Source organism: Streptomyces sp. NPDC006551, from assembly GCF_040611675.1.
Taxonomy (GTDB): domain Bacteria; phylum Actinomycetota; class Actinomycetes; order Streptomycetales; family Streptomycetaceae; genus Streptomyces.
Genome location: NZ_JBEXOT010000008.1, coordinates 54267 through 79819, shown reverse-complemented (window position 1 = coordinate 79819; position 25553 = coordinate 54267). Strand labels below are relative to the sequence as shown.

The following is a 25553-nucleotide window of genomic DNA, read 5'->3' as shown; positions in this document are numbered from 1 at the left end:
GAAAACGCGCTCGCATGGCTCGTACACGTACCGCTAGCGTGCGGGCCATGACCGAATCGATCGCCCATCCCCAGTTCGCCGCGGCCCTCCGTGAACTCGGCCTCGACGTCGAGATGCGCCGCTTCCCCGACGAGACCCGCACCGCCGCCCAGGCCGCCGAGGCCATCGGCTGCGAGGTCTCCGAGATCGTGAAGTCGCTGATCTTCGCGGCGGACGGGGTCCCGGTGCTGGTGCTCATGGACGGCTCCTCCCGGGTCGACGTGGAGCGGGTGCGCGAGGAGCTCGGCGCCGGGGCCGTGACACGGGCCGACGCTCGGGCCGTACGGGAGACCACGGGGTACGCGATCGGCGGCGTCCCGCCCTTCGGGCACCGCACCCGGACGCGGGTCCTGGCCGACCGGGGCCTGCTCGACCACGATGTGGTGTGGGCGGCGGCCGGGAACCCGCACACGGTGTTCGCCCTCGACCCGAAGTCGCTGATCGCACACGCGGGGGGCGCGCTGGTGGACGTGCGGGAGCGGGAGGAGTGACGCCGCAGTCCCGAACGCCCGTCCGGGCGCGAGGTGTCGACGTCAGGAGGGAGGAGCCGAGATCACCATGACCGCCTCGAACTCCTCGACCGACCGCAGGGTCGCCCGCGTCTTGGTGGTGACCTCGCCGCGCATCGCGGCGGCGGGGGCCCGGGAAGCCGCGAAGGTGTCCCGGTCGGCGTAGATCGCGCCCACGATGCCCCGCCCGCCGGCGCGGTCGATGAGCAGTGATCCGCCCAGGAACCCCGGCATGGCCTGCAGTCTGGGCAGGACACCGTCCCTGAAGGCGTCGACCATGAGGTCCGTGTGGGACGGGTCGAAGTCCACGCGGGTGAGCCGGAAGCGGGCGGCCTCGCCGACCGACTCGGCTCGCTGTGCGACCGCGGCCTCCCAGTTGTCGACGGTCAAGGTGGCGGCGAACGGCGACAGCATCTCGGACCGCAGCTGCCCCATGCGCTCGGCACTGCTCCGCAAGGCTTCCTCGTCCTGCCACCACGTGCCGATCATGAGCTTCCCGAGCTCCCGATCCACGAACACGCCCGCCCCACGGAAGCCCGGCGTCTGCTCCAACGGCTCCCTGCCTTCCGTGGTCAGCTTCCGCACGGCTTCGTCGAGCTTGGCCGGATCACCCGTTGCATAAGTCGTCCGAACGAACATGACACCCTTTCCCCACTGGACCGATAGTGCTCTCCATACGACGGCCGCCACGAGCCTTCGGCAAGGCGACCGAAGCGTTCGGGTGGCCGCCCGCGGGCCGCGTCGCGGCGTGCTCCTTGAGGAGCGTGGCATTGGCGTCTCGTCCGTCCTGCTGGTCAGCAAGCCATACGAGGAGCGCCGGGCCTACGCGACCGCCCGCAAGCTCTGGCCGGAGGTGGAGGTCGTCAGCGCCTCCGCGCCGATGACGCTCGCGGAGTACGTGGACTCGATCCGGGACGCGCGCCTCGTCCTCGACATGCTCGTCGGGGCGCACCAGCGCCTGATGGCCTACCCCGAGCGCGGGTTCATGATCGAGCAGGAGATCCCCAGCCCGGTCCACGCGGCCTACGAGCGCCTGCGGGATCAGGGCTTCAACAGCCGGCTCGTCTCTGGCTGACGTCGTAGGGGACATGCCGAGGGCCCTGCCCCCACCGTGCTCGGTGGGGCCAGGGCCCTGAGGTGATCACGACGCCGGGCGGCGGTCCTACATGTAGTAGCCGAACAGGTCGGCGATCACGTGCGCACTGCCGGCGTTCGGACGGAAGTCGATCTTTCCGTTGACGACCGGAACGGTGACCAGGTTGGCCACGGTCGCGCCCTTCGTCCAGTTGAGGTTGGACGCGTTGGGCAGCGGGGTCCCGTCCGGCCAGACCGTCAGGAAGCCGTTGCTCGTCGGGGCGGTGACGGTGACGTTGAGAACCACGGCCTTGGCCTTGGCCAGCGTGTGGCCGTCGTTGACGTTGAGCACCAGGGTGGCGCCGCCGGGGACGGGCGTGTTGCGGGCCGTGCCGAGGGCGTAGCGGGTGTCGAGCAGACGGCTCGGGCCCGCGGTGTGGAAGGTGCCGCCGTCGGTCGCGGCCGTGTAGTAGCCGAAGACGTCGGCGATGAAGTGCACGGTGCCGAGGCCGGCGTTGTGCAGGTTCACCTTGCCGTCGGTGCCGACGGGCAGCACGACCATGTTCGGGCGGGTCTGGCCCGTCAGCCAGTTGATGTTGGACGCGGTCGGCTGGGCCGTGCCGTTCGGGTACGCGATCAGGTGACCGGTCGAGGTCGGCGCGGTCGCCGTGACGTTCAGGACCACGGCCGTGGCGCCCGTGGCCGGGACGCCGCCGGCGCCCGCGACCGTCAGGGAGACGGTGCCCTTGCCGGCGACCGGGGTCCTGCCGGCGACGCCGATGGCGTTACGGGTGTCCAGGACACGGGCCGGGCCCTTGGGCACGTACGTGCTGCCGCCGGCCTCGGTCGAGAAGTAGCCGGAGACGTCGGCGACGAAGTGGGTCGTGCCGCCGCCCGCGTTGAAGAGGTCGACCGCGCCGTCCTTGCCGACCGGGACGGTCACCAGGTTCGGGACGATCTGGCCCTTCAGCCAGTTCATGTTGGACGAGGTCGGGCGGGTGGTGCCGCTCGGGTACGCGATCAGGTGACCGGTCGCGCTCGGCGAGACGGCCGTGACGTTCAGGACGACGGCGGTCACACCGGTGGCCGGAACACCACCGCTGCCGGCGACCCTCAGCTTGACCGTGCCGTTCGCGGCGACCGGCGAGGTGCCGGCGCGGCCGACGCCGTACCGCGTGTCGAGGACACGGGCGGGGGCGAGGGCGTTGAACGTGCTGGACGGGGACTGCGGGACCGCCTGACACAGGCCCTTGACGATCTCGCGGCCGTTGGGGGCACCGAGGCCGGTGGCCAGGTCGTAGCCGGTGCCCGCCTTGTACAGGCCGCTGTAGTTGCCGGAGGCCGTCAGGTTGTTGTGACCGGTGGTGACGTCGCGGAACGCGGCGGCCGGGAGCTTGTACAGCGCCGGGTGGACGTAGCCGACCGAGCCGTTGGCCTGGCAGGCGAGGTCCTGGTTGGCCTGGGCGATCAGCGCGGCCCAGACCGGAGCGGCGCCGCTGGTTCCGCCGATGATGTGCCAGTACTGGTTACCGTCGGAGTCGTGGCCGAAGGAGACCGGGTAGCCGGTGTTCGGGTCGCCGACACCGGCGACGTCCGGTACCTGGCGGCAGGTCTCACCGGCGCCGGCGACGCAGGCGTCGCTGTAGCCGAGGCCGGTCCGGCCGGCCTGGAAGCCGTCGGCGGGCAGCCGGAAGGTCTTCGAGACACCGCCGCCGGAACCGGTCCACGTGGTCTGGCCGGAGATCGAGCCGCGCATCGTGGTGCCGCCGACGCCGAGGACGTACGGCGAGGACGCCGGGTTGTCGGCGTACAGCGTGGAGGCGTTGGGGTCGGTGGTGTCGCCGTAGTAGCAGCCGGTGGAGCCGCTGTCACCGGAGGCGGCGACGACGGTCTGGCCCTGGGCGGCGGCCTGCTGGAAGATCAGCGTCTCGGCGTCGATGACCGAGGCGGGGGTGTACAGCTCGCAGCTGCCCCAGCTGACGGAGACGACCTTGGCGCGGTTGTCGGTGACGATCTTGCGGAAGGTCGCGGTGCCCTCTTCCCAGGTGTTCTTGCCCTGGTAGACGAGGATCTTGGACTGCGGGGCGAGGCCGATGATGGTCTCGACGTCCAGCGCGGTCTCCAGGCCGACACCGGTGTCGAGGCCGGCCGGCTCGGTCGGGCCGCCGTTGACCCGGACGGAGCTGACCGGAACCTTCGTGCCGTGGCACGCCTGGTAGCTCGCGATGTCCCGCAGGTCGTAGTTCTCCAGCGAGTACACGGCGATCGTCGTGCCGGTCTGGACGTTCGGCTGGTCCGCCATGCCGTACTGGGTCGCCAGGGACTTGGCGCTCCAGTAGTCCTGCGTGTCGTACGCCGCCGGGTAGCCGGGACCGGCCGTCCCGTACAGGTTCTTGATGTCGGCGCACATCGTCGGGGTGGTCCCGGTCAGCCGCGGCTGGCGTGCGGTCTCCTCCGAGGCCGCCGTCCGCTGCTTGCGGGGCTTCCCCTTGGAACCGCTGTTCCGCGGCTCGTACGTCGACAGCGTGTTGAGGCCGACGACCGCGCGGACGGCCTCGGCCGCCTCGCCGCCGAACTCCGGCGCCGCGGTGTTGGTGAGGCCGCTCCTGCCGTTCGTCAGCCGGTAGCCGTCGAACTCCGTCTTGAACGCCTCCGCGGCCTCGCCGACCGTCGCGCTCACCGGCAGGGTGAGGCCGTCGGCCTCCAGCTCACCGACGGTGAGCCCCTTCTCCTCCAGCTCCGCGCGGACCTTCGCGACCGCCCTCTGGTCCGCACCGAACGTGGCCGCGAACTCGCCCGTACCGAGGTACTGGCGGTACAGCGGCGACTTCGGGTCCGAGACCCCGGCGACGAAACGGTTCAGCGCCGCCTGGTCGCGCGGCTCCAGAACGACGCTCAGGTCGAGCTTCTGGTCGGCCACCGGGTCCGCCGTGCGGACGGCGCCGCGCGGGACCTTCGGGGCCGAGCCGACCCGCTTCGGGGCGGGCTCGTCCTCGGTGGCCGCGTACGACGCCGGCATCCCGGCTGCGGTGACGGCCAGGGCGACGACGGCCGCCGCGCCCCATCTGAATGCCTTCTCACGGGCGGTTCGGCCCATGCACACTCCCTCTCACGATCCCCGTCGCCGGCCGCGAGGGCAGGGTGAGACCGCGGAAGGGTGCGCGCCGGCCCGCGTGCGGGCACGGCGAAAGCGTGAAGAGTCGGTTCGTGGGTCCGGGCACGGCCCGGGACCGAACTGCGTAAAGCCCCCCCGGCGGTGTCACCGCTCCTGAGCGGCGGACGACGGCCAGAAGTGAATCTTTATCAGGAGCGAAAGCGGTTCAGCACACCGGGTTCCGATGGTTACCGGACCGTGATCATGACATATCGGTACGCGGGTGACGCCACGGGATGTTCGGGGCGGCTCACAGCATCGAGCGCACCGCCCGCACCAGCGCCTGCGCCCGCGGGTCGGCCGTCACCGTCTTCCGCATCCCGTTCGTCACGTAGCCGAAGGCGATCCCCGACTCCGGGTCCGCGAAGCCCAGTGAACCTCCGCGGCCGGGGTGGCCGAAGGAGGTGGGGCCGAGGAGCGGGGAGGCCGGGCCGTGGAGCATGTGGCCGAGGCCGAAGCGGGTGGAGACGATCAGGACGCGGTCGGGGCCGGTGGACTCCTCGGTCCGGGCGAGGGTCAGGGTCGCCGGGGCGAAGAGGCGGACGCCGCCGTCGACGGGCCCGAGGGTCGAGGCGTAGAAGCGGGCCAGCGCGCGGGCCGTGGAGACGCCGGCGGAGCCCGGGAGTTCGGCCGCCCGGTAGACCGGGTCGTTCTCGTCGGGCTGGGGGTCGATCGCCCCGAAGGCGCGCCGGGTCAGCGAGTCGGGGTCGCGGTACGCCTCGGTGACGGAGCGCTTGGGGCGCAGCTTCAGGGCCCCGCCGCCGGGCGGCTCGGTCTCCTCGACCGGTCCCAGGCGTCCGACCCGGTGGGCCTCGTCGGACGGCAGTCCGATCCACAGGTCGAGGCCGAGCGGGCGGGCGATCTCCTCGGCGACCCAGCGGCCGATGGTGCGGCCGGTGACCCGGTGGACGAGGCCCCCGAGCAGCCAGCTGAAGGTGTGGGCGTGGTAGCCGTGGGCGGCGCCGGGCTCCCAGACGGGTGCCTGGGCGGCGATGGCGGCCTGGGCGGTCTCCGGGTCGACGGCCTCGGCGAGGGTCAACGGCCGGTCGAGGACCGGCACTCCGGCCTGGTGTGCGAGCAACTGCCGTACGCTCACGCGATCCTTGCCCGCCGCTTTGAACTCCGGCCAGTACGTGCCCACGGGGGCGTCCAGGTCGAGCTGTCCGCGCTGGTGCAGCAGCAGGGGTACGGCGGCGGCGACGCCCTTGGTCGCCGAGCGGACCACCTGGGCGGTGTCCACGGCCCAGGGGGCCTGCCCGGCGTCGCCGCCGACGTCCCGGGCACCCGCCCACAGGTCCACGACCTTGACGCCGTCGCGGTAGACGGCGACGGCCGCGCCCCGCTCCCCCCGGTGTTCGAAGTTGTGCAGGAACGCGTCCCTGACCGGCTCGAATCCCGCCGCCACCGTGCCCCGGACGTCCACGTCCCACACTCCTTCTCGTTCGGCTCGTCCCATGGTGCAACGTGGGTCCACGCGGCCCGATTCCGGGGTGGGCGGCGCCTCAGACGGACTGCGGGACGAAGCCGTACGGCAGTTCCAGGCGGTGGCGGCTCATCAGCTCGGCGTCGGCCAGGATCTTCCCCGTCGGGCCGTCCCCGGCGATCACCCCGTCGCTGAGGATCACCGACCGGGGGCAGAGTTCCAGGGCGTACGGAAGGTCGTGCGTGACCATGAGGACGGTGACGTCCAGGGAGCGCAGGACGTCGGCCAGCTCGCGGCGCGAGGCCGGGTCGAGGTTGGAGGAGGGCTCGTCCAGGACGAGGATCTCCGGCTCCATCGCGAGGACGGTCGCCACCGCCACCCGCCGCCGCTGTCCGAAGGACAGGTGGTGCGGCGGCCGGTCGGCGTACTCCGCCATGCCGACGCGCTCCAGCGCCCGGTGGACGACGGACTCCAGCCGTGCCCCGCGCAGTCCGGCCGCGGCCGGTCCGAAGGCCACGTCCTCGCGCACGGTCGGCATGAAGAGCTGGTCGTCGGGGTCCTGGAAGACGATCCCGACCCGGCGCCGGATCTCGGCGAGGTTCCGCTTCTCGACGGGCAGCCCGGCGACCGCGACGGTGCCGGCGCCCGCGGTGAGGATGCCGTTGAGGTGCAGGACGAGCGTGGTCTTGCCGGCGCCGTTGGGGCCGAGGAGTGCGACCCGCTCGCCGCGTCCGACGGTCAGGTCGACGCCGAAGAGGGCTTGGTGGCCGTCGGGGTAGGCGTACGCGAGGCCGCGGACCTCGAGCGAGCGGGGAGGAGTCATAGCGTCCAGAGGAGTCATAGCGTCCGTCCGAGGAGGCAGATCAGGAGGGCCGCGGCGGGCAGGGCGGCGGCGTGGAGCCACTGGGCGCGGGTGGCGGTCACCTCGTCGATGACCGGCATGGAACCCGCGTATCCCCGGCTGACCATCGCGAGGTGCACGCGTTCGCCGCGCTCGTACGAGCGGATGAAGAGCGCGCCCGCGGACTTGGCGAGCACCCCCCAGTGGCGGACGCCTTTCGCCTCGAAGCCGCGCGAGCGGCGGGCGATGGACATGCGGCGCATCTCGTCGGTGATCACATCGCCGTACCGGATCATGAAGGAGGCGATCTGGACGAGCAGGGGCGGCAGCTTGAGCCGCTGGAGCCCGAGGAGCAGGGCGCGCAGCTCGGTGGTGGAGGCGAGGAGCACGGAGGCGGCGACGCCGAGGGTGCCCTTGGCGAGGACGTTCCACGCGCCCCACAGGCCGGGGACGGAGAGGGAGACGCCGAGAACGGTCGTCTGCTCGCCCGGGACCACGAAGGGCATGAGGAAGGCGAACGCCACGAACGGGACCTCGATCACCAGGCGCCGCAGCAGGAAGCCGGCCGGGATCCGGGCGACCGCCGCCACGCCGCCGAGCAGGACGGCGTAGAGGGCGAAGGCCCAGACGGCCTCACGGGGCGTGGAGACCACGACGACCACGAAGCCGAGGACGGCGACGAGCTTGGTGTGCGGGGGCAGCGCGTGGACCGGCGAGTCTCCCCGCCGGTAGAGCTTGTGCGCGTGCCCCGCGCCCATGTCAGACCCGCGTCCCGCTGCGTGCCTCGGCGCCGGCCTCGGCCTCGGCGGCCTTGCGGCGGCGTACGACCCAGAAGGCACCGGTGCCGACGGCGAGGGTCGCGCCCACACCGATCACACCGGCCAGGCCGCCCGAGAGGCGGGCGTCGTCGACGTCCTTGACCCCGTAGTCCGCGAGCGGCGAGCCGGCGGCGGCGTGCTCCTCGACGTTCTTGTCGATGCCCTGGTCGGCGGCGACCTTCTCCAGGCCGTCCGGGTCGGCGGAGGCGTAGAAGGAGACGAAGCCGGCCAGGAGCAGGGCGGTGATCAGGCCGCCGATCCAGACCTTCTTCGGGGAGCCGGCCGGGGCGGGCGCCGCGGCCGGGGCGGCGTCGACCAGCTCGCCGTCGACGCGCAGCTTGAGCGGGGTGGTCAGGCCCCGGGCGCCGTACACGAGGTCGGGCCGTACGGCGACGACCGCGCCGACGGTCAGCATGGTGATCACGGCCTCGCCGATGCCGATCAGCGTGTGGACGCCGACCATCGCGGTGAGCACCTTGCCGATCGGTACGTCGGTGGTGCCGCCGATCGCGTAGACCAGGGTGAAGGCGGCGGCCGCGGCCGGTACGGAGACGAGCGCGGCCACGAAGGAGGCGACGGTCACCGAGCGGCGGGTGCGCGGCAGCACGAGGACGAGGCCGCGGAAGAGGGCGTAGGCGATGACGACCGTGACCACGCCCATGACGGTGATGTTGACGCCGAGCGCGGTGAGGCCGCCGTCGGCGAAGAGGATGCCCTGCATCAGCAGGACCACGGCGATGCAGAGCACGCCTGTGTACGGCCCGACCAGGATGGCGGCGAGGGCGCCGCCGAGCAGATGTCCGCTGGTCCCGGCGGCGACCGGGAAGTTCAGCATCTGCACGGCGAAGATGAAGGCCGCGACCAGGCCGGCGAGCGGCGCCGCCCTCTCGTCCAGTTCGCGGCGGGCTCCGCGCAGGCTGACGGCGACGGCGCCCGCGGCGACGACTCCGGCGGCGGCCGATACGGGGGCGTTGATGAATCCGTCGGGTACATGCACGGCGTCGATGATAGGCGCTACCTGCAAAGGGCTTGCAAGAGCGCACAGGTCACAGAAGCGCTCGACCCGCGCGCCCCGAAGTATGGGACATTAGGGATAAATGAGACGAGTGTGAGGAGTCGGCCGATGCCCCCGGATGACCGTCCCGTCGAAGATCACGCCAAAGGCAGGATCATCACCGACGCCCCGCTCTCCCGTCCCGTCCCCGTCGCCCTGCGCTTCGACCCGCACTCCGACCCCGCCACCGTGCGCTTCGCCTTTCCCGGAAACATCGAGTGGTCCTTCCCCCGCGCCCTCCTCGAGACCGGGATGCGCGCCCCCGCCCGCCGCGGGGACATCGGGGTGTGGCCCTGCGGCCGGGTCCAGACGATCGTCGAGTTCCACACGACGGACGGCGTCGCGGTCGTCCAGTTCGACTCCACCGTCCTGCTCCGCTTCCTCCGGCACACCTACGCCGTCACCGCGTCGAGTTCGACACGATGACGGCGTAGGGGGCGCCGGCTCCCCGTCCCCACAGGTGCCGGCGCGCTCCGGGACGGTGCCCCTCCGCTCAAGGGGCCGTCCCGGCGATCAGCGGATCAGGTCTTCACGAGCTCGCGCTCCGGGCCCGGGGCGGGGTGCTGGGACTTGGCGAGCCCCTCGCCCTCCACGTCCACGTTCGGCAGCGCCCTGTCCAGCCACTTCGGCAGCCACCACGCCTTGTGGCCGAGCAGCGCGAGCACCGCCGGGACGATCGCCATCCGGACCACGAAAGCGTCGAAGAGGACGGCGGTCGCGAGACCGAAGCCGATCATCTTCACCATCTGCTCGCTGGAGCCGATGAAGCCCGCGAAGACGGCCATCATGATCACCGCGGCGGCGGTGACCACTCGGGCCCCGTGCCGGAACCCGGTCACGATCGCCTCGCCGGGACGCTCGCCGTGGACGTACGCCTCCCGCATCCGGGTCACCAGGAAGACCTCGTAGTCCATGGCGAGACCGAAGACCACGCCCACCATGAAGATCGGCATCATCGACATGATCGGGCCGGTCTGCTCGACGCCGAACAGCCCGCCGAGCCAGCCCCACTGGAAGACCGCGACGACCGCGCCGAGGGCGGCGACCACCGAGAGCAGGAAGCCGAGCGCCGCCTTCAGCGGAACCAGGACCGAGCGGAAGACCACCATCAGGAGCAGGAAGGCGAGTCCGACGACCAGCGCCAGATACGGCAGCAGGGCGTCGTTCATCTTCTGGGAGAAGTCGATGTTCATCGCCGTGGCGCCGGTGACCAGGACGTCGTCGCCGGTCGCGGCGCGGATGTCGTGCACCAGCTCCTCGGTGGCGACCGAGGACGGCCGGTCCTCGGGGATCACCGTGATCATCGCGGTGTCGCCCGCCTTGTTGGGCGTCGGCGGGGTGACCGCGACGACTCCGTCGAGGCCCTCGACCGTCTTCACGGTCGACTCGGCGGCGGCCCTGTCCCCGTCGACGACGACCATCAGAGGCCCGTTGAACCCGGGCCCGAACCCGTCCGACAGCAGGTCGTACGCGCGCCGCTGCGTGGTGGAGGTGGGCTGGGAGCCGTCGTCGGGCAGGCCCATCTCCAGGGAGGCGGCGGGCAGGGCGATCGCGCCGAGCCCCAAAACGCCGACCAGCAGGACCATGACCGGGCGGCGGATGACGAACCGCGCCCAGCGGGTGCCCGCGTTGGGCTTGTCCTCGTCCTGCCGGATCCCCTTGCGCCGCTTGCGGCCCATGACCCTGCCGCCCGCGAAACCGAGCAGCGCGGGGATGAGGGTGAGGGCGATCAGGACCGCGATCACGACCGTACCGGCGGCGGCGAAGCCCATCTTCGTCAGCATCGGGATGTTGACGACGGCCAGGCCCACCAGCGCGATGACGACGGTCAGTCCGGCGAAGACGACGGCGGAGCCGGCCGTACCCACCGCGCGGCCCGCGGCGTCCTCGCGCTCCCGGCCCTCGGCGAGCTCCGCGCGGTAGCGGGAGACGATGAAGAGGGCGTAGTCGATGCCGACCGCGAGGCCGATCATCATGGCGAGCGTGGAGGTGGTGGAGCCGAGGTCCAGGACGCTCGCGAGGGCGGTGATCGTGGAGACGCCGATGCCGACGCCGATGATCGCGGTCAGCAGCGGCAGTCCGGCCGCGACGAGCGAGCCGAAGGTCATGACCAGGACGATGCCGGCGATGACCACGCCGACGATCTCGCCGGCGCCGGTCGCCGGGACGGCCTGGAGCGCGTCACCGCCGATCTCGACGGTCAGCCCCTGCCCCTGGGCGTCGTGCCCGGTCTTCTCCAGGGCCTCGCGGGTCGCGTCGCTCAGCTCCATGCCGGAGACCTTGTAGCTGACGGAGACGTAAGCGGTCGAGCCGTCTTCGGAGACCGCCTGGGCGGTGTACGGGTCGGTGACGCGGGCGACCTGGTCGGAGCCGGCCTTCAGCTCGCCGACGACCTTCTGGACCTTTGCCTTGTTGGCCGGGTCGGTCATCTTCTGGCCGTCGGGGGCCTGGAAGACGACCCGGGCGGTGGCCCCGTCGGCGTTGCCGCCGGGGAAGCGCTGTTCGAGGAGGTCGAAGGCCCTCTGGGCCTCGGTGCCGGGGATCGAGAAGGAGCTGGAGGTCGCTGCGGGCGCGGTGGCGGCGCCGGCTCCGGCGAGCGCGAGCAGCGCCACCCAGAGCAGGGCGACGAGCCGTCGGCGCCGGAAGGCGGACCGGCCGAGCTTGTAGAGGAACGTGGCCACGGGGGCGTACTCCCGGTGTTGAGTGGGACAGGGCATGGGGAGCCGGCCCGACGGCGTGAGCGGTGCGACGTCAGGTGAAGCGGGTGGTGCGGGGGATGTTGCGGGGAGGTGTCAGACGCCGAGTGAGGGGAGCACGACGGCGTCGAAGTAACCGCTGAGGAAGGCGTGGTCGACCGACCGGTCCTCGATCAGCGGGCGGGCGACGAACGCTCCGATCAGCATGTGGGGGACGAGCCTCAGGGCCGGGTTGTCGGCGCTGACCTCGCCCCGGTCCACTGCTCGCCGCAGCACTTCGTCGAGTCCGGTCATCTCGGGTTCGATGAGCAGCTCGCGCAGCGCCTGGAGCAGTTCGGGGTTGTCGTGGACGGCATGGGCCAGGCCCCGCATCAGCGCGGAGTCCTTCTCCATCTGGCAGTCGTCGGTCCGCTCCAGCATCGCCTGGAAGTCACCGCGCAGGGACCCGGTGTCGATCTCGGCGAGACTGACGGGCTTGTTGTGGCGCAGGGCCTTGGCGACCAGCTCCGGCTTGCTCCCCCACTGGCGGTAGAGGGTGGCCTTGCTGGAGTGGGTGCGGGCGGCGACGGCGTCCATGGTGAGGGCGTCGTAGCCGACCTCGCGCAGGAGATCGAGCACGGCTTCGTACAGCTCGGCCTCACGTTCCGGGGTGAGCCTGCTGCGCGCCATGCCGTGACCTCCGTCGCTACGGATCAGTTGAACGAAACGGTTTCGTACACTACGACCCTACCCACGCCCTGAGCGAAACGAAACCGTTTCGTACGTGTCCTCCACCACAACGCGTACGCACGTACGAGTTGCCGCGCTCCCTCCACGCGGAAAGCATGAGGAGGTGAGTGAAAGCGCCGCGTACCTCCGCTTCCCGCATCTCCACGACGATCTGCTGTGCTTCGCGGCAGAGGACGATCTCTGGGTCGCCCCGCTCGTGCCCGAGGCTCATCCCCCGGGCCGGGCCTGGCGGGTCACCGTCGACCGGACGCGCGTGGGTCACCCGCGCTTCTCGCCCGACGGGCGCCACATCGCGTACACGAGCTGGCGCAGCCTCGACCCCGAGATCCATCTCGCACCGGTCGAGGGCGGGCCGTCCAGACGCCTCAGCTACTGGGGATCCACCGACACCCGGGTCTGCGGCTGGTCGCCCCCCGACAAGGACGGGAAGTCCGACATCCTCGCCGTCTCCTCCCACGGCCAGCCCTTCTCGTACTTCTCCTGGGCCTACACCGTCCCCACCGACGGCTCTCCCGGCGGCCGGATGCCCTGGGGCCCGGTCTCCGACATCGAGGTCGCCGACATCGACGGGGAGCGGCGCACCCTCCTGCTGACCGGCAAGCCACCGCACGAGCCGGCCGCCTGGAAGCGATATCGGGGCGGGGCCATGGGGCGGCTGTGGCTGCACGGTGAGCAGTTGCTGCCGGACATCGGCGGGCACCTGGACTCGCCGATGTTCGTCGCGGGCCGGATCGCGTTCCTCTCCGACCACGAGGGCGTCGGCAACCTCTACTCCTGCCTGCCCGACGGCACCGATCTGCGGCGCCACACCGACCACGACGCCTTCTACGCCCGGCACGCCTCCAGCGACGGGCGCCGGGTCGTCTACCAGTGCGCGGGCGACCTGTGGATCGTCGACGCCCTGGCCGCGGACTCCGTCCCGCGCAAGCTGGAGGTACGGCTCGGAGGCCCGCGCGCCGGGCGGCGCCGCTACCAGGTCCCGGCCGCCAACCACGTCGACGCGATCTCGGTCGACGAGACGGGCCGGGCCAGCGCGGTCTCGGTGCGCGGCAGCCTGTACTGGCTCACCCACCGCGACGGGCCGGCCCGCACGATCACCGACAGCCCGGGGGTGCGCGTCCGGCTGCCCGTGATGCTGGGCAGCGGCGGCCAGGTCGCCTATGTCACCGACGCCGAGGGCGAGGACGCCGTCGAGGTCGCCTATCTGCCGCGCGCCAGCGGCGACCGGGAGCCGCGCCGCCTGGCCTCCGGTGAACTGGGCCGGGTCGAGGAGCTGGTCTCCGACCCGGACGGCGAACGGCTCGCCCTCGCCTCCCACGACGGCCGGCTGCTCCTCATCGACGCGAGCGAGGAGTCGAACGGTGAGGTCACCGAGCTGATCCGCTCCCTCAACGGGCCGGTCCGCGATCTCGCCTTCTCCCCCGACGGGGCCTGGCTGACCTGGTCGCATCCGGGCATCGGGCGTTCGCTGCGCCAGATCAAGATGGCCCGGATCTCCGGCCCCGGCACCCGGACGATCGTCGACGTCACCAACGGCCGCTTCGAGGACGAGAACCCGGTCTTCACACGCGACGGCCGGTACCTCGCCTTCCTCTCCTGGCGGGGCTTCGACCCGGTGTACGACGTGCACACCGGGGACCTGTCCTTCCCGCTCGGCTGCCGCCCCTATCTCGTACCGCTGTCCTCGACGACCCCGTCCCCGTTCGCGCTGCTGCCCGACGGGCGCCCGGCGGCCGGGGGCCTGGACCCGGGCGAGAGCGAGGCGGGGAGCGGCGGGGAGGGCACCGTGATCGTGGAGGTGGAAGGGCTGCCCGACCGGGTCACGCCGTTCCCGGTGGCGGCCTCGAAGTACTCCGCCCTCCATCCGGTCAGCGGCGGCGGGCTCGTCTGGCTGCGCTGGCCGATCTCGGGCGCGCTCGGCGAGACCTTCGCCAACCCGGCCGACACCACGGGCCGGCCCACCCTGGAGCACTTCAACATCACCAAGGCCCGCAAGAGCGAACTCGTGCAGCACCTGGACTGGTTCTCGGTCAGCGGGGACGGGACGCGGCTCGTCGTGGTCGACGAGGGCGACCTGCGGGCGGTGCCGTCCACCGAGCCGGGCGACAGCGACTCGACGGTCTACATGGACCTGCGGCGGATCCTGCACGAGGTCGACCCGGAGGCGGAGTGGCGGCAGGCGTACGACGAGGCGGGCCGGATCATCCGCGCCTACTTCTGGGAGCCGGACATGTGCGGGGTCGACTGGACGGCGGTCCTCGACCAGTACCGCCCGCTGGTCGAACGGGTCGCCTCCCCGGACGAGTTCGCCGACCTGCTCCGTGAGGTCCTGGGCGAGCTGGGCACGTCGCACGCGTACGTCACTCCCGCGCGCCGCAACGAGGGCCCGCCGCACTACCAGCGGCCGATGGGCCTGCTCGGCGCGAACTTCGTGCCGCGCGACGGCGGCTGGATGGTCAAGCGGATCCTCCCCGGCGACTCCTCCGACTCCAAGGCGCGTTCACCGCTCGCGGGCACCGGGATCCGCGAGGGCGCGATCCTCACCCACGTCGACGGCCGGCCGGTGGACCCGGTCTGCGGCCCGTACCCGCTGCTCGCGGCCTCCGGTGGTACGACGGTGGAGCTGACGTTCCAGCCGGCCGAGGGCGAGGGCCGCGCGCGGCGGGTCGCGATCGTGCCGCTCATCGACGAACGGCCACTGCGCTACCAGGACTGGGTGGCGAAGCGGCGCGCGGTGGTGCGCGAGGTCAGCGGCGGCAAGTGCGGCTACCTCCACATCCCCGACATGGGCGGCTCGGGCTGGGCCCAGTTCAACCGCGACCTGCGGATGGAGGTCTCCCGGCCGGCGCTGATCGTGGACGTGCGCGGCAACGCGGGCGGTCACATCAGCGAGCTGGTCGTGGAGAAGCTCACCCGCAAGATCCTGGGCTGGGACCTCACGAGGAACGCGCAGCCCGTGTCGTACGCGTCGAACGCGCCGCGCGGCCCGGTCGTCGCCCTGGCCGACGAGGCGACCTCGTCGGACGGCGACATGATCACGGCGGCGTTCAAACTCCTCGGGCTCGGCCCGGTGGTGGGTCAGCGGACCTGGGGCGGGGTGGTCGGCATGACGGGCCGGCACCGGCTGGGCGACGGCACGCAGATCACGGTGCCGATGAACGCCGCCTGGTTCCCGGAGTACGGCTGGTCCGTGGAGAACCACGGCGTGGAACCCGACCTGGCGATCCTGCGCACCCCGCTCGACTGGGCGGAGGGCCGCCACGCCCAGCTCGACGACGCGGTCGAAGTGGCGCTCTCCCTCCTCGGACAGACCCCGGCGGCCACCCCGCCCGGCTACTCCGACGTCCCCGACCGCTCCCGGCCGAAGCTCCCGCCGAGGTCCAACTCGTAGGCGGCCCCCGCACGTCCGTCGAGCGTCACACTCCCGACGGCCCCGAACCCGACGCGCCCCAGAACGGCCCTCGACCCCGGATTGTCGAGGGTCGTGGCCGCCGTCAGCCGCCGCAGCCCGTACGCCTCCACGGCCAGCCGGCACACCTCGCGCACCCCGTCCGTGGCGACCCCCCGCCCGGTGGCCTTCTCGGCGACCCGATACCCGAGCTCCGCGCTCCCCTCGGCCACGTCGACCAGATTGAACCGCCCGAGGACCTCCCCGCCGTCCCCGACGAGCACATGGAAGTGGCACACCCCGGCCTCCTGCTCGTCGAGCAGGGCACGGTGCCGCGCGTCGAACTCCTCGAAGTAGGCGTCACCCCGGTCGGGTACGGAGGCGGCGAAGAACCCCCGGTTCTCCCGCTCGAACGCGAGCAGGGCGGGGGCGTGTTCGGGTCGGAGTCGCTGCAGCTCGGCCATGGTCGACAACGTACGCGGTGTCGCACCCGGCGGTCACCGGGTTTGCGGAACGCGCGAAGAGGCGCACCCGGCGTCCCGGGTGCGCCTCTTCAGCGGACGGACGTCAGGCGTCGTAGTCCTCGTCGAAGCGGCGCTGCGCCTCCTGCGGGGAGCGGCTCGGCTCCTCCTCGGAGCGGCCGCTCTTCGCCCGGGAGGCACGCTCGGACGCTTCGTCCTTGGCGTTGCTCATCCTCTGCTTCGCCTGCTGGGTCGCCTGCTGCGCCTTGTCCTTGAACTGTTCTGCCTTGCCCATGAAGGTTCACTCCTCGATGGGTGAGAGGGTCGGGGCTGGTCGCCCCTGGGGGCTCGACCAGCGTGGCATGACAGAACAATCCGCGCATTTCGATCGGTTACTCCCCGCTACCGCCGGGAGGCACCCCCCGTACGCTCCTGCTCGTCGGCCGCCCCTCCCGCGCCCACCAGCCCCTTGGAGACACCGGCCAGCCGCGGCTCGAAGCGCCGCATCTCGCGCTGTCCGACCGTGGCGATGATCCCGGGCAGACAGCCGCGGAAGGACTGCATCCCGCGCAGCCACCATTGGGCGTACACATGCGCCGAGCGCCGCTCGATGCCCGCCACGATCCGGTCGACGGCCGGGCCCAGGGGGTAGGTGCGGTTCGACGGCCAGGGCAGCCGCCGGCGCAGCTCCTTCATCACGTCGTCCTGGTCCGCGCCCCGGACCATGTCCGTGTCGGTCCAGGAGAGGTAGCCCACGCCCACCTTCACCCCCTTGTAGCCGACCTCGGCGCGCAGGCTGTGCGCGAACGCCTCCACGCCCGACTTCGACGCGCAGTACGCCGTCATCATCGGCGCCGGCGTGATGGCCGCGAGCGAGGCGATCTGCAGGAAGTAGCCCCGGGACTCCATCAGTACGGGCAGGAAGGCCCGGCCGGTCACCGCGCCGCCGATGAGGTTGACCTCGATGACCCGCCGCCAGGCGACCGGGTCGGAGTCGACGAACGGCCCGCCCGCCGCCACGCCCGCGTTGGCGACGACGATGTCGACCTTGCCGAAGCGCTCCTTGACCTCGCCCGCGACCCGGGCCATCGCCTCGTGGTCGGTGACGTCCGCGTGCCACCAGTCGGCCTCGGTGTGCAGCCGGCTCGCGACCTGCTTCAGCTCCTCCGGCTCCAGGCCGACCAGCGCGATCCTCGCACCGCGCGCGGAGAGCTTGCGGGCGAGGAGTTCACCGACACCACGGGCCGCTCCCGTGACGACCGCGACCTGCCCCTCCAGACTCACCCTGCTCATGCTTCCTCCTTCACACCCAGGTACGTGACGGACAGTTCGCGGATCCGCGCGGTGACGGCCTCCGGCGCCTCCACCGGAGTCATGTGCCCCATCCCCGGAAGCTCGACGAGGCCCACGCACCGCGGCAGCGCCGCCGCCATGGCGCGCGAGTGGACGGGCGGGGTCATCCGATCCTCCGTGCCGACGAGCACGGCCACGGGCAGCTCGAGCCCCCGTACGCCGGCTTCGAGATCGAGCTCCCCGAGCACGTGCGACCAGGCCACCCGGGACTTCCGCGGGCAGGCGTGCACGATCCGGGCGCAGGTGGTGACCCGTTCGGGCGTCGAACCCGGGCCCATGGTGGCGTACTTGAGGAGCTTCTTGGACACGGGCGTGACCGGCCCGAGGGGCGCCCTCGCACCGAGGATCCCCCGGGTGAGCCGGGTCCTCAGCCCGCCCGCCCGCAGCGGTACGACGAGGGACTCGGCCGTGAGCCGGGCGGGGCCCGTGGAGCAGAGCAGGACGGCGGCCGCGTGCTCCCGGAAGCCGGGCCGGTCCGCGGCGGCCATCAGCGTCATGCCGCCCATGGAGTGTCCGGCCAGGACGGCCTTCTCGCCGGGCTCCAGGGTCGCGGCGAGTACGGCTTCGAGGTCGTCGGCGAGCGCCCGCGTCGAGTACCCGGAGCGGCCGACCAGGGGCGTACGGCCGTGGCCGCGCTGGTCGTAGGCGATGACCCGGTGGTCGGCGGAGAGGTCCCGTATCTGCTCGGCCCAGAAGGCGGTCGAGCAGGTCCAGCCGTGGACGAGGACCACGGCGGGGGCGCCCTCGGGCCCGTGCGCCTCGACATGGATCCGCGAGCCGTCGGCGGAGACGGCGGTCAGCTCCCTGGGGTTCGCGAGCCGGCTCACTTGACCGTCTCCTTCTTCCGGGGCGCGCGGAGGGGCTCCTCCGCGGGGGCCGGGCGCAGCACCTCGTACTCCCCGAGGTCGACCTGTCGCGTCTCGCGCCGGAACTCGCTGGTCGTGCCCGGCCAGAGCGTGGTGTTGCGGCCGTTGGCGTCGAGGTACCAGCTGTTGCAGCCGCCGGCCTTCCACACGGTCCGCTCCATCCGGTCCTGGACCTTGCGGTTCCAGGCACCGACGGCGGACGGCCGGGCGGCGAGGGCGGCGCGCCCTCCCAGGACGTCCAGCTGGCGCATGTAGTCGGCCATGTAGTTCAGCTGGGACTCGATCATGAGGATCATGGAGGAGTTCCCGAGCCCCGTGTTGGGGCCGATGATCGTCATCCAGTTGGGGAAGCCGGCGGCGGTGGCGCCGCGCAGCGACTCCATGCCGTCCTTCCAGGTCTCGGCGAGCGTGCGCCCGTCGGCGCCGACGACCCGTTCGGCGATCGGCATGTCGGTGACGTGGAATCCCGTACCGAAGATGATCGCGTCGACCTCGGTCTCGGTGCCGTCCGCCGCCACGACGGTCGAGCCGCGCACCTCGCGCAGGCCGGAGGCGACGACGTCCACATTGGGGCGGGCGAGGGCCGGGTAGTACTCGCTGGACAGCAGGATGCGCTTGCAGCCGATGCGGTACGACGGGGTCAGCTTGGCGCGCAGCGCCGGGTCCTTGATCGCCCTGGCCATGTTGGCCTTGGCGAGGGACTCGACCAGGCCGAGCTCGTTCGGGCGCTTGGTGAAGGCGCTGACCTGGAGCTCCCGGATGCCCCAGAGGATGCCCCGGCGGGCGGTCCCGGTGGCGGGGAGCGTGCGGTGCAGCCAGCGCTCGGCGCCGGTGATGGCGCGGTCCAAGCGCGGCATGACCCAGGGGGGCGTGCGCTGGAAGAGGGTGAGCGAGCCGACCTGGGGCTGGATCGCGGGCACGATCTGGATGGCGGAGGCGCCGGTGCCGATCATGGCGACCCGCTTGCCGGTCAGGTCGTAGTCGTGGTCCCAGCGGGCGGAGTGGAAGACCTTGCCGGGGAAGTCGGCGAGGCCGGGGATGTCGGGGATCTTGGGGTCGGAGAGCGGGCCGGTCGCGGAGACGACCACGTCGGCGGTGAGGGAGCCCCGGCTGGTCTCGATCTCCCAGCGCAGCTCCTCGCCGTCCCAGCGCATCCTCATCACCTCGTGGTTCAGGCGGATGTGCGGGCGGAGCCGGAAGGTGTCGGTGACGTGCTCCAGATAGGCCCGGATGTGGCGCTGTCCGGAGAAGGTTCGCGGCCAGTCGGGGTTGGGTGCGAAGGAGAAGGAGTAGAGATGCGAGGGGACGTCGCAGGCGCAGCCGGGGTAGCTGTTGTCCCGCCAGGTGCCACCGACGGAGTCGGCCCGCTCCAGGACGACGAAGTCGGTGATCCCTTCGCGGCGCAGCCGGACGGCGGCTCCCAGGCCACCGAACCCCGATCCGATCACCGCCACTCGTACATGCTCGTGCTTCGCCATGCCGCCTCCCGTGCGCCCGGCCAAGATTCCGCCAGCAATCACTGGCACGATTGGGAGAGTAGAGCAGGTCCTTACCGAGCGGTAGGGGTGCGGCAAGGGAAAGTTACCGACGGTACGTCATAGGCTGGCGGGCGTGGCAGAACGATCGGAGCAGGCGACGGACCGGGCGGCGGGGGTACGCGAGTACCGCATGGAGGAGCTGGCGGCGGCCGCCGGCATCACCGTGCGCACCCTGCGCTTCTACCGCGAACGCGGCCTGATCCCACCACCCCGCCGCGAGGGCCGGATCGCCTGGTACGACGACCATCACCTGGCCAAGCTCCGCACCATCGCCGCCCTGCTCGAACGCGGCCACACCCTCAACGGCATCGCCGACCTCAACACCGCCTTCGAGAGCGGCAAGGACGTCAGCGAGGTCCTCGGCCTCGGCGAGCCCACCGAGGAGGAGCCCGTCCGGCTCACCCCGCAGGAACTGGCCGACTACTTCGCCGGCGAGGTCACCCCGGAGAACCTGATGGCAGCGCTCGACCTCGGATACATCGCCACCGACGGCGACACCATCGTCCACATCAGCCGCCGGCTGCTCGACGTCTCGGCCACCCTGGTCAAGGAGGGCATCCCCCTCGCCGCCGTCCTGGAGGCGGGCCGGGCGGTCCGCGAGCACGCGGACGCGATGGCCGGGATCTTCACGGAGCTGATGCGGACGCACGCCGAGGAGAAGGACGTCGAGCGGCTGCGGCCACTGGCCAAGAGCGTGGTGGACGCCGAGCTGTCGATGGCCCTGGACCGGCGGCTGCGGGAGCCGTCCTGACGCACGCGCCACGCGCCCGCGCCGACCGCATGACCGGCTGACAGGTTCTTCAAAAGTTCTTCATCATCTCCGCCGTACAGTCGGCCTGCCCGCCGCACCCGCGGCCGGGCCCGACAGGACATGCGGGAGAACCGATGAGGACGAACCGGGTACTGCTGGCCGCGGCGGCGTCGGTGATGGCGTTCGCGCTGACCGGCTGCGGCAGCGACGACGGCGGCGCGAAGGTTCCCACGGCGGGCGGCGGGAGCGCCTCGGCGGACACGGGCTCGGGCTCCGGGAACACCGCGGGCGGCGGAGGCGAACAGGACGAGATCGCCGAGTACGTGGCCACCAAGCGCAAGTGGGTCGCGTGCATGCGGGAGAACGGGATCGATCTCCCCGACCCGAACTCCCTGGGGCAGGTCGACACGGGTGACAACCGCGGCCTCAAGCAGGACCCGAAGTTCGCGAAGGCCCAGGACAAGTGCGAGGAGTTCAACGCGACCGTCCCCGCGAGCGTCGAGAAGGCCATGCGCCCCAAGCTCACCCCCGAGCAGATCAAGGTCCAGCGCGAGTACGCCGACTGCATGCAGAAGAACGGCGCCCCGGACTTCCCCGACCCCGACGCCGACGGCTACGCGCCGGTCGACAATGACGGCTCACCGGACTGGGACCAGTCGTCGGCGGGCGCCAAGCGGGCCGCCCGCACCTGCGCGCCGATCGTCGGCGACCCGGTCGATCAGGGCCCGGGCAAGGGCTGAGCATGAGCGGGACGTTCAGCATGGAGGAGACGGAGCCGGGCACGGAGGCGGAGGCGCCCGGCGCCCCCACCGGTCCGGGGCGGCACCGGCGGCGCACCCTGCTGCTCGCCGCCGCCGTCGTGACCGTCGCGGCGGTCGCCGTGGTCGGCGCCCTGGGTCTCGGCGGCGGCGGGGACGAGAGCCCCGGCGCCCCGCCACGGGCGGGCTCCACCGTGCAGGTGACCCGGGGCACGCTGACCGAACGCACGACGGTGGACGGTCAGTTGGGGTACGGCGCGGAGATACCGCTGCCGGTCAAGGCAACCGGTACGGTCACCTGGCTGCCCGAACCGGGCACGACGGTCGCGCGCGGCGAGGAACTGCTGCGGGTGGACGACCGGCCCGTGGTGCTGTTGTACGGAACACTCCCGATGTACCGGGAACTCGGACTGGCCGCGCCCGCACCGCAGTCCCCGCCGGACGGCAGCGGCGGTGGAGAGAGCCGGCCACCCAAGAGCGGGTCCTCCGGGACCCCCGAAACCTCCGGGTCGCCGGCGCCGGGGGGCGCCGGGACCGGAGGATCGGGCAGCGGAACAGGCGGGGCGGACGGAGGGACGGCGGGGACGGGCGCCGGGACGCAGGCGCCGAGGGAGCCGCGCGGCATGGACGTCATGCAGTTCGAGACCAACCTGGCCGCCCTCGGCCACACCGGCTTCACCGTGGACGAGAGGTTCACCGCCGGCACCGCCCGGGCGGTCAAGCGCTGGCAGAAGTCGCTCGGACTCCCCCAGACCGGCACGGTCGGCGTCGGGGACGTCATCTACTCCTCCGGCACCGTACGGATCGGCCAGGCCGGCGTCCGGCTCGGCTCCGCCGTCGGCGAGAACGTCCTCACGTACACCGGTACGGCACGCAAGGTCGTCGTCAACGCCTCGGCTCGGGAGGCCTCCTGGGCCGTGCGCGGCACGGCCGTCACCGTCGAACTGCCCGACGGACGACCCGTGAAGGGCAAGGTCGTCTCGGTGGGCAAGGCCGCGACAGCGCCCGAGGGGGGAGGCGGGGAGGGCGGCCCCGACGCCGCGGCCCCGACGATTCCGGTGACCGTCGCCATCGAGGACCAGAAGTCCGTCGGACAGCTGGAGAGCGGTCCCGTCAGCGTCGAGTACGTGGGGCGGGAACGCAAGGACGTGCTCACCGTCCCGGTCGCCGCGCTCGTCGCGCTCGCCGAAGGCGGCCACGGCCTGGAGACGACGGACGGCACCTTCGTCGCCGTGAAGACGGGGCTCTTCGCCGACGGCAAGGTGGAGGTGAGCGGTCCCGCGGTCCGCGAGGGCATGAAGGTGAGGATCCCGCAGTGAACGGCCGGTCCGCGGGGGACGCGGTCGTGGAGTTCGACGCGGTCTCCAAGACGTATCCGGGCGGTGTGGCGGCGGTACGGGACGTGAGCCTGCGCATCGAGCGGGGCGAACTGGTCGCGATCGTCGGCCCGTCGGGTTCGGGCAAGTCCAGCATGCTGAACCTGATGGGCAGCCTCGACCGCCCGACCGCGGGCCGCGTGCTGGTCGACGGCCACGACGTGGCGAGCCTGACGGACCGGGAGGTCTCCGCGCTGCGGGCCACCCGGATCGGTTTCGTCTTCCAGCAGTTCCACCTCGCGGTGGGCGTACCGGTCCTGGACTCCGTCGCCGACGGTCTGCTGTACGCCGGGGTCCCGATGCGCCGGCGCAGGGCGAAGGCGGCGGCCGCGCTCGCCCGGGTCGGGCTCGACCACCGCGTCCACCACCTCCCGCACCAGCTGTCGGGCGGCGAACGCCAACGCGTCGCGGTCGCCCGGGCGGTGGTCGGCGAGCCGGCGGTCCTGCTGGCGGACGAACCCACCGGCAACCTGGACTCGGCCTCCGGCGCGGCCGTCCTGGCGCTGCTGCGCGAGCTCCACACGGCCGGGACCACGGTCGTGATCATCACCCATGACCGCGAGATCGCGGCCGCGCTCCCCCGCCGTATCGACATGCGCGACGGCCGCGTGGTCGCCGACACGACAGCGAGCACGGCGATCGGGGCGCCCCGTTGACGGACCGTACGAGCAACCTCCCGGGCCCGGACGACCGGAACGGCCACGGCGGGCCGGGGTCCGGCCCGGCCCTGCGGGCCGCCCGGCTGCGCCCCGCCGACATCGTGCGGCTCGGCGGAACGGGACTGCGGACGCGTCCGCTGCGGGTCTTCCTGTCCGCGCTCGGCATCGCGATCGGCGTCGCCGCCATGATCGCGGTGGTCGGCATCTCCGGCTCGGGACAGGCAGAGGTGGACCGCCGGCTCGACGCCCTCGGCACCAATCTGCTGCGGGTGGTGCCCGGCAACGCCCTGAACGGCGAGAAGACCGAACTCCCCCTGGAGACGGTCCGCATGATCGACCGCGTACCGCCCGTGCGGCAGGTCGCCGCCACCGGCGCCGTCGACGCCCACGTCTACCGCAACGAGCACATCTCCGTCGGCCGTACCGGGTCCCTGGAGGTCCTCGCGGCCGGCTCCGAGCTGCTCCCGGCCGTCGGCGGCCGGATCGGCAAGGGCCGCTGGCTGGACTCCGCGACCGAGAAGTACCCGGCGGTCGTGCTCGGTTCCACGGCGGCCAACCGGCTCGACGTCTACACGCCGGGGACGCGGCTCTGGATCGGCGGGCGCTGGTTCTCCCTGGTCGGCGTCCTCGATCCCGTACCGCTCGCACCGGAGCTCGACGCCGCCGCACTGGTCGGCTGGCCCGCGGCCCGCACGTACCTCCGCTTCGCCGGCCATCCGTCGACGGTCTACGTCCGCGCCGAGGACAGCCAGATCGCGGCGGTACGCGCGGTGCTCCCGGCCACGGCGTACCCGGAGAAGCCCGGTGAGGTCCAGATCTCCCGGCCCTCCGACGCGCTCGCGGCCCGCGAGGCCACCGAGTCCGCGCTCACCGGCCTGCTGCTCGGTCTCGGCGGTGTCGCCCTGCTGGTCGGTGGCGTCGGCGTGGGCAACACGATGGTCATCTCCGTCCTGGAACGCCGCCCGGAGATCGGGCTGCGCCGCGCGCTCGGCGCGACCAGGGGCCAGATCCGCACCCAGTTCGTGACGGAGTCCCTGCTCCTGTCGGTGATCGGCGGACTCGGCGGCACGGTCCTGGGAACACTGATCACCGCCCTGTACGCCCTGTCCCGCGACTGGCCGACGGTCGTGCCGGTCTGGGCGACGGCCGCGGGCGTGGGAGCCACGCTGCTGATCGGCGTGATCGCGGGACTGTATCCGGCTGTCCGAGCGAGCCGTCTGGCACCCACGGAAGCACTGGCCGGCACCTGAACGAGGCCGTCCGGGGGTGAAAAGCGGCCAAGCTTTCCCACCGGCCCACCGACGCGTCCCGTCGGTGTTCCGCGTTTCGGAATTCCCACCTCCGACGGAGCGGAGCGATCCGTTGCGAACCGGCGCTCCGTTCACCTGCTGGACGGGGCGCCGCGGGCTGCCCCGAGCCCTCCTCGAACGGAATTCAGGCGCTCCTCGTAAGCGATCAAGAAAAGGCCCCGGAATGCTTCCGACCGGCCGCCACCGAAAAGCAGCGGCGCATTTTCGCCGCCGTTGAAATACGGGCGGCGGCCCGGCAATTCTTCTTCTGCACTCGAACGAACCCGTCCCGCTCGCCGAGCGGGCACAGACCAGAGTTCAGGAGAGATTGATGCGTCTTCGGACGAAGCTCGCCGCGGTGGCCGTCGGTGCCGTCGCGGCCACCGGTGGCCTTGTCATGCCTACAACGGCCGCTATCGCCGCCCCGGACGGTGCCGCCGCCTGCACCAACCCCGGCTGGTCCAACAAGGACGGTCGGGCCGGCAAGACCAACACGAACTACGTCAACATCCGCTCCGGCCCCACGACCGAGTGTCAGTCCAACGGGCAGGCCCAGACGAGCCACAGCCTCACGCTGCACTGCTGGGTGTACGGCCAGGACGGCACCTGGTCGCACGTCCGCGACAACAGCACCGGCGTCTCGGGGTGGATCAAGGACAGCCTGCTGGTCAACTACGGGTCGAACGTCAAGTGCTGACCCGGCGCTGATCCGCGCTGACATGCGCTGACCTCGCGCGCACGGCCGTGACGGGCCCGCGCGGCTGGACCTCCTCCCGG

Annotated in this window: 22 protein-coding genes and 1 pseudogene; 10 read left to right on the top strand and 13 right to left on the bottom strand. The window is 72.1% G+C overall.

The features are described 5' to 3' along the window. Positions 1-14 precede the first annotated feature (14 nt). Positions 15-530, top strand: a complete 516-nt coding sequence (locus ABZY12_RS11445) for a YbaK/EbsC family protein (RefSeq protein WP_356889075.1) — start codon at positions 15-17, stop codon at positions 528-530. Between the two features lie 42 nt (positions 531-572). Here the strand turns inward: ABZY12_RS11445 and ABZY12_RS11440 are convergent, their stop codons facing one another. Further along, a complete protein-coding gene (locus ABZY12_RS11440; protein WP_356889074.1) occupies positions 573-1187 on the bottom strand; it encodes a hypothetical protein in 615 nt (204 codons plus the stop codon). Between the two features lie 112 nt (positions 1188-1299). Between ABZY12_RS11440 and ABZY12_RS11435 the strand changes: the two are divergent. Then, positions 1300-1623, top strand: a pseudogene (locus ABZY12_RS11435) (YdcF family protein); the annotation flags it as partial. Between the two features lie 87 nt (positions 1624-1710). Here ABZY12_RS11435 and ABZY12_RS11430 read toward each other — a convergent pair. The 5 genes from ABZY12_RS11430 to ABZY12_RS11410 form a co-directional block, all read right to left on the bottom strand. After that, positions 1711-4719, bottom strand: coding sequence for a protease pro-enzyme activation domain-containing protein (locus ABZY12_RS11430; protein WP_356889073.1), 3009 nt, complete (start codon positions 4717-4719; stop codon positions 1711-1713). Positions 4720-5026: 307 nt separating this feature from the next. Further along, positions 5027-6232 (bottom strand): serine hydrolase domain-containing protein, encoded by a 1206-nt coding sequence (locus ABZY12_RS11425; protein ID WP_356889072.1) that lies wholly within the window; start codon positions 6230-6232, stop codon positions 5027-5029. A gap of 46 nt (positions 6233-6278) precedes the next feature. Next, entirely contained in the window at positions 6279-7022 is a 744-nt protein-coding gene (locus ABZY12_RS11420) for an ABC transporter ATP-binding protein (RefSeq protein WP_356889071.1), read from the bottom strand. Between the two features lie 14 nt (positions 7023-7036). Further along, the gene (gene cbiQ / locus ABZY12_RS11415) at positions 7037-7798 is read right to left on the bottom strand and encodes a cobalt ECF transporter T component CbiQ (RefSeq protein WP_356889070.1); all 762 of its coding nucleotides are present in this window, start codon (positions 7796-7798) and stop codon (positions 7037-7039) included. A gap of 1 nt (position 7799) precedes the next feature. Beyond that, on the bottom strand, positions 7800-8855 hold the full coding sequence (locus ABZY12_RS11410; RefSeq protein WP_356889069.1) for an energy-coupling factor ABC transporter permease: 1056 nt from the start codon (positions 8853-8855) through the stop codon (positions 7800-7802). A gap of 126 nt (positions 8856-8981) precedes the next feature. Between ABZY12_RS11410 and ABZY12_RS11405 the strand changes: the two genes are divergently transcribed. Continuing rightward, a complete protein-coding gene (locus ABZY12_RS11405) occupies positions 8982-9338 on the top strand; it encodes an SsgA family sporulation/cell division regulator (protein WP_356889068.1) in 357 nt (118 codons plus the stop codon). 95 nt (positions 9339-9433) lie between these two features. Here the strand turns inward: ABZY12_RS11405 and ABZY12_RS11400 are convergent, their stop codons facing one another. Beyond that, the gene (locus tag ABZY12_RS11400) at positions 9434-11593 is read right to left on the bottom strand and encodes an MMPL family transporter (RefSeq protein ID WP_356889067.1); all 2160 of its coding nucleotides are present in this window, start codon (positions 11591-11593) and stop codon (positions 9434-9436) included. 111 nt (positions 11594-11704) lie between these two features. Beyond that, the gene (locus ABZY12_RS11395; RefSeq protein ID WP_356889066.1) at positions 11705-12277 is read right to left on the bottom strand and encodes a TetR/AcrR family transcriptional regulator; all 573 of its coding nucleotides are present in this window, start codon (positions 12275-12277) and stop codon (positions 11705-11707) included. Positions 12278-12440: 163 nt separating this feature from the next. On the opposite strand from ABZY12_RS11395, the gene ABZY12_RS11390 reads away from it, so the two are divergent. Continuing rightward, positions 12441-15728 (top strand): S41 family peptidase, encoded by a 3288-nt coding sequence (locus tag ABZY12_RS11390; protein WP_356889065.1) that lies wholly within the window; start codon positions 12441-12443, stop codon positions 15726-15728. On the opposite strand, the gene ABZY12_RS11385 is transcribed toward ABZY12_RS11390, so the two are convergent. From ABZY12_RS11385 to ABZY12_RS11365, 5 genes are all read right to left on the bottom strand, one after another. Beyond that, the gene (locus ABZY12_RS11385; RefSeq protein WP_356889064.1) at positions 15671-16189 is read right to left on the bottom strand and encodes a GNAT family N-acetyltransferase; all 519 of its coding nucleotides are present in this window, start codon (positions 16187-16189) and stop codon (positions 15671-15673) included. The genes ABZY12_RS11390 and ABZY12_RS11385 overlap by 58 nt on opposite strands. 103 nt (positions 16190-16292) lie before the next feature. After that, entirely contained in the window at positions 16293-16481 is a 189-nt protein-coding gene (locus ABZY12_RS11380; RefSeq protein WP_356889063.1) for a hypothetical protein, read from the bottom strand. 107 nt (positions 16482-16588) lie between these two features. Further along, positions 16589-17479, bottom strand: a complete 891-nt coding sequence (locus ABZY12_RS11375) for an SDR family oxidoreductase (protein WP_356889062.1) — start codon at positions 17477-17479, stop codon at positions 16589-16591. Continuing rightward, positions 17476-18366, bottom strand: coding sequence for an alpha/beta hydrolase (locus tag ABZY12_RS11370; RefSeq protein WP_356889061.1), 891 nt, complete (start codon positions 18364-18366; stop codon positions 17476-17478). Before ABZY12_RS11370 ends, ABZY12_RS11375 begins: the two co-directional genes overlap by 4 nt. Continuing rightward, positions 18363-19883, bottom strand: a complete 1521-nt coding sequence (locus ABZY12_RS11365) for an NAD(P)/FAD-dependent oxidoreductase (RefSeq protein WP_356889060.1) — start codon at positions 19881-19883, stop codon at positions 18363-18365. Before ABZY12_RS11365 ends, ABZY12_RS11370 begins: the two co-directional genes overlap by 4 nt. A gap of 190 nt (positions 19884-20073) precedes the next feature. Here ABZY12_RS11365 and ABZY12_RS11360 point away from each other — a divergent pair, with 190 nt between their 5' ends. The 6 genes from ABZY12_RS11360 to ABZY12_RS11335 all read left to right on the top strand — a co-directional run bounded on the left by ABZY12_RS11360 (position 20074) and on the right by ABZY12_RS11335 (position 25473). Next, positions 20074-20694 carry a MerR family transcriptional regulator gene (locus tag ABZY12_RS11360; protein WP_356889181.1) on the top strand — a complete coding sequence of 207 codons (621 nt, stop codon included), beginning with the start codon at positions 20074-20076 and terminating at the stop codon, positions 20692-20694. Between the two features lie 134 nt (positions 20695-20828). Further along, positions 20829-21434 (top strand): hypothetical protein, encoded by a 606-nt coding sequence (locus tag ABZY12_RS11355; RefSeq protein WP_356889059.1) that lies wholly within the window; start codon positions 20829-20831, stop codon positions 21432-21434. 2 nt (positions 21435-21436) lie between these two features. After that, positions 21437-22771: a peptidoglycan-binding domain-containing protein gene (locus tag ABZY12_RS11350; RefSeq protein ID WP_356889058.1), complete on the top strand. Its 1335-nt coding sequence runs from the start codon at positions 21437-21439 to the stop codon at positions 22769-22771. Continuing rightward, positions 22768-23484, top strand: coding sequence for an ABC transporter ATP-binding protein (locus ABZY12_RS11345; protein ID WP_356889057.1), 717 nt, complete (start codon positions 22768-22770; stop codon positions 23482-23484). The genes ABZY12_RS11350 and ABZY12_RS11345 overlap by 4 nt, the downstream gene beginning before the upstream one ends. A 71-nt stretch (positions 23485-23555) precedes the next feature. After that, on the top strand, positions 23556-24737 hold the full coding sequence (locus ABZY12_RS11340; protein ID WP_356889180.1) for an ABC transporter permease: 1182 nt from the start codon (positions 23556-23558) through the stop codon (positions 24735-24737). A gap of 370 nt (positions 24738-25107) precedes the next feature. Beyond that, positions 25108-25473 (top strand): SH3 domain-containing protein, encoded by a 366-nt coding sequence (locus ABZY12_RS11335; RefSeq protein WP_356889056.1) that lies wholly within the window; start codon positions 25108-25110, stop codon positions 25471-25473. Positions 25474-25553 lie beyond the last annotated feature (80 nt).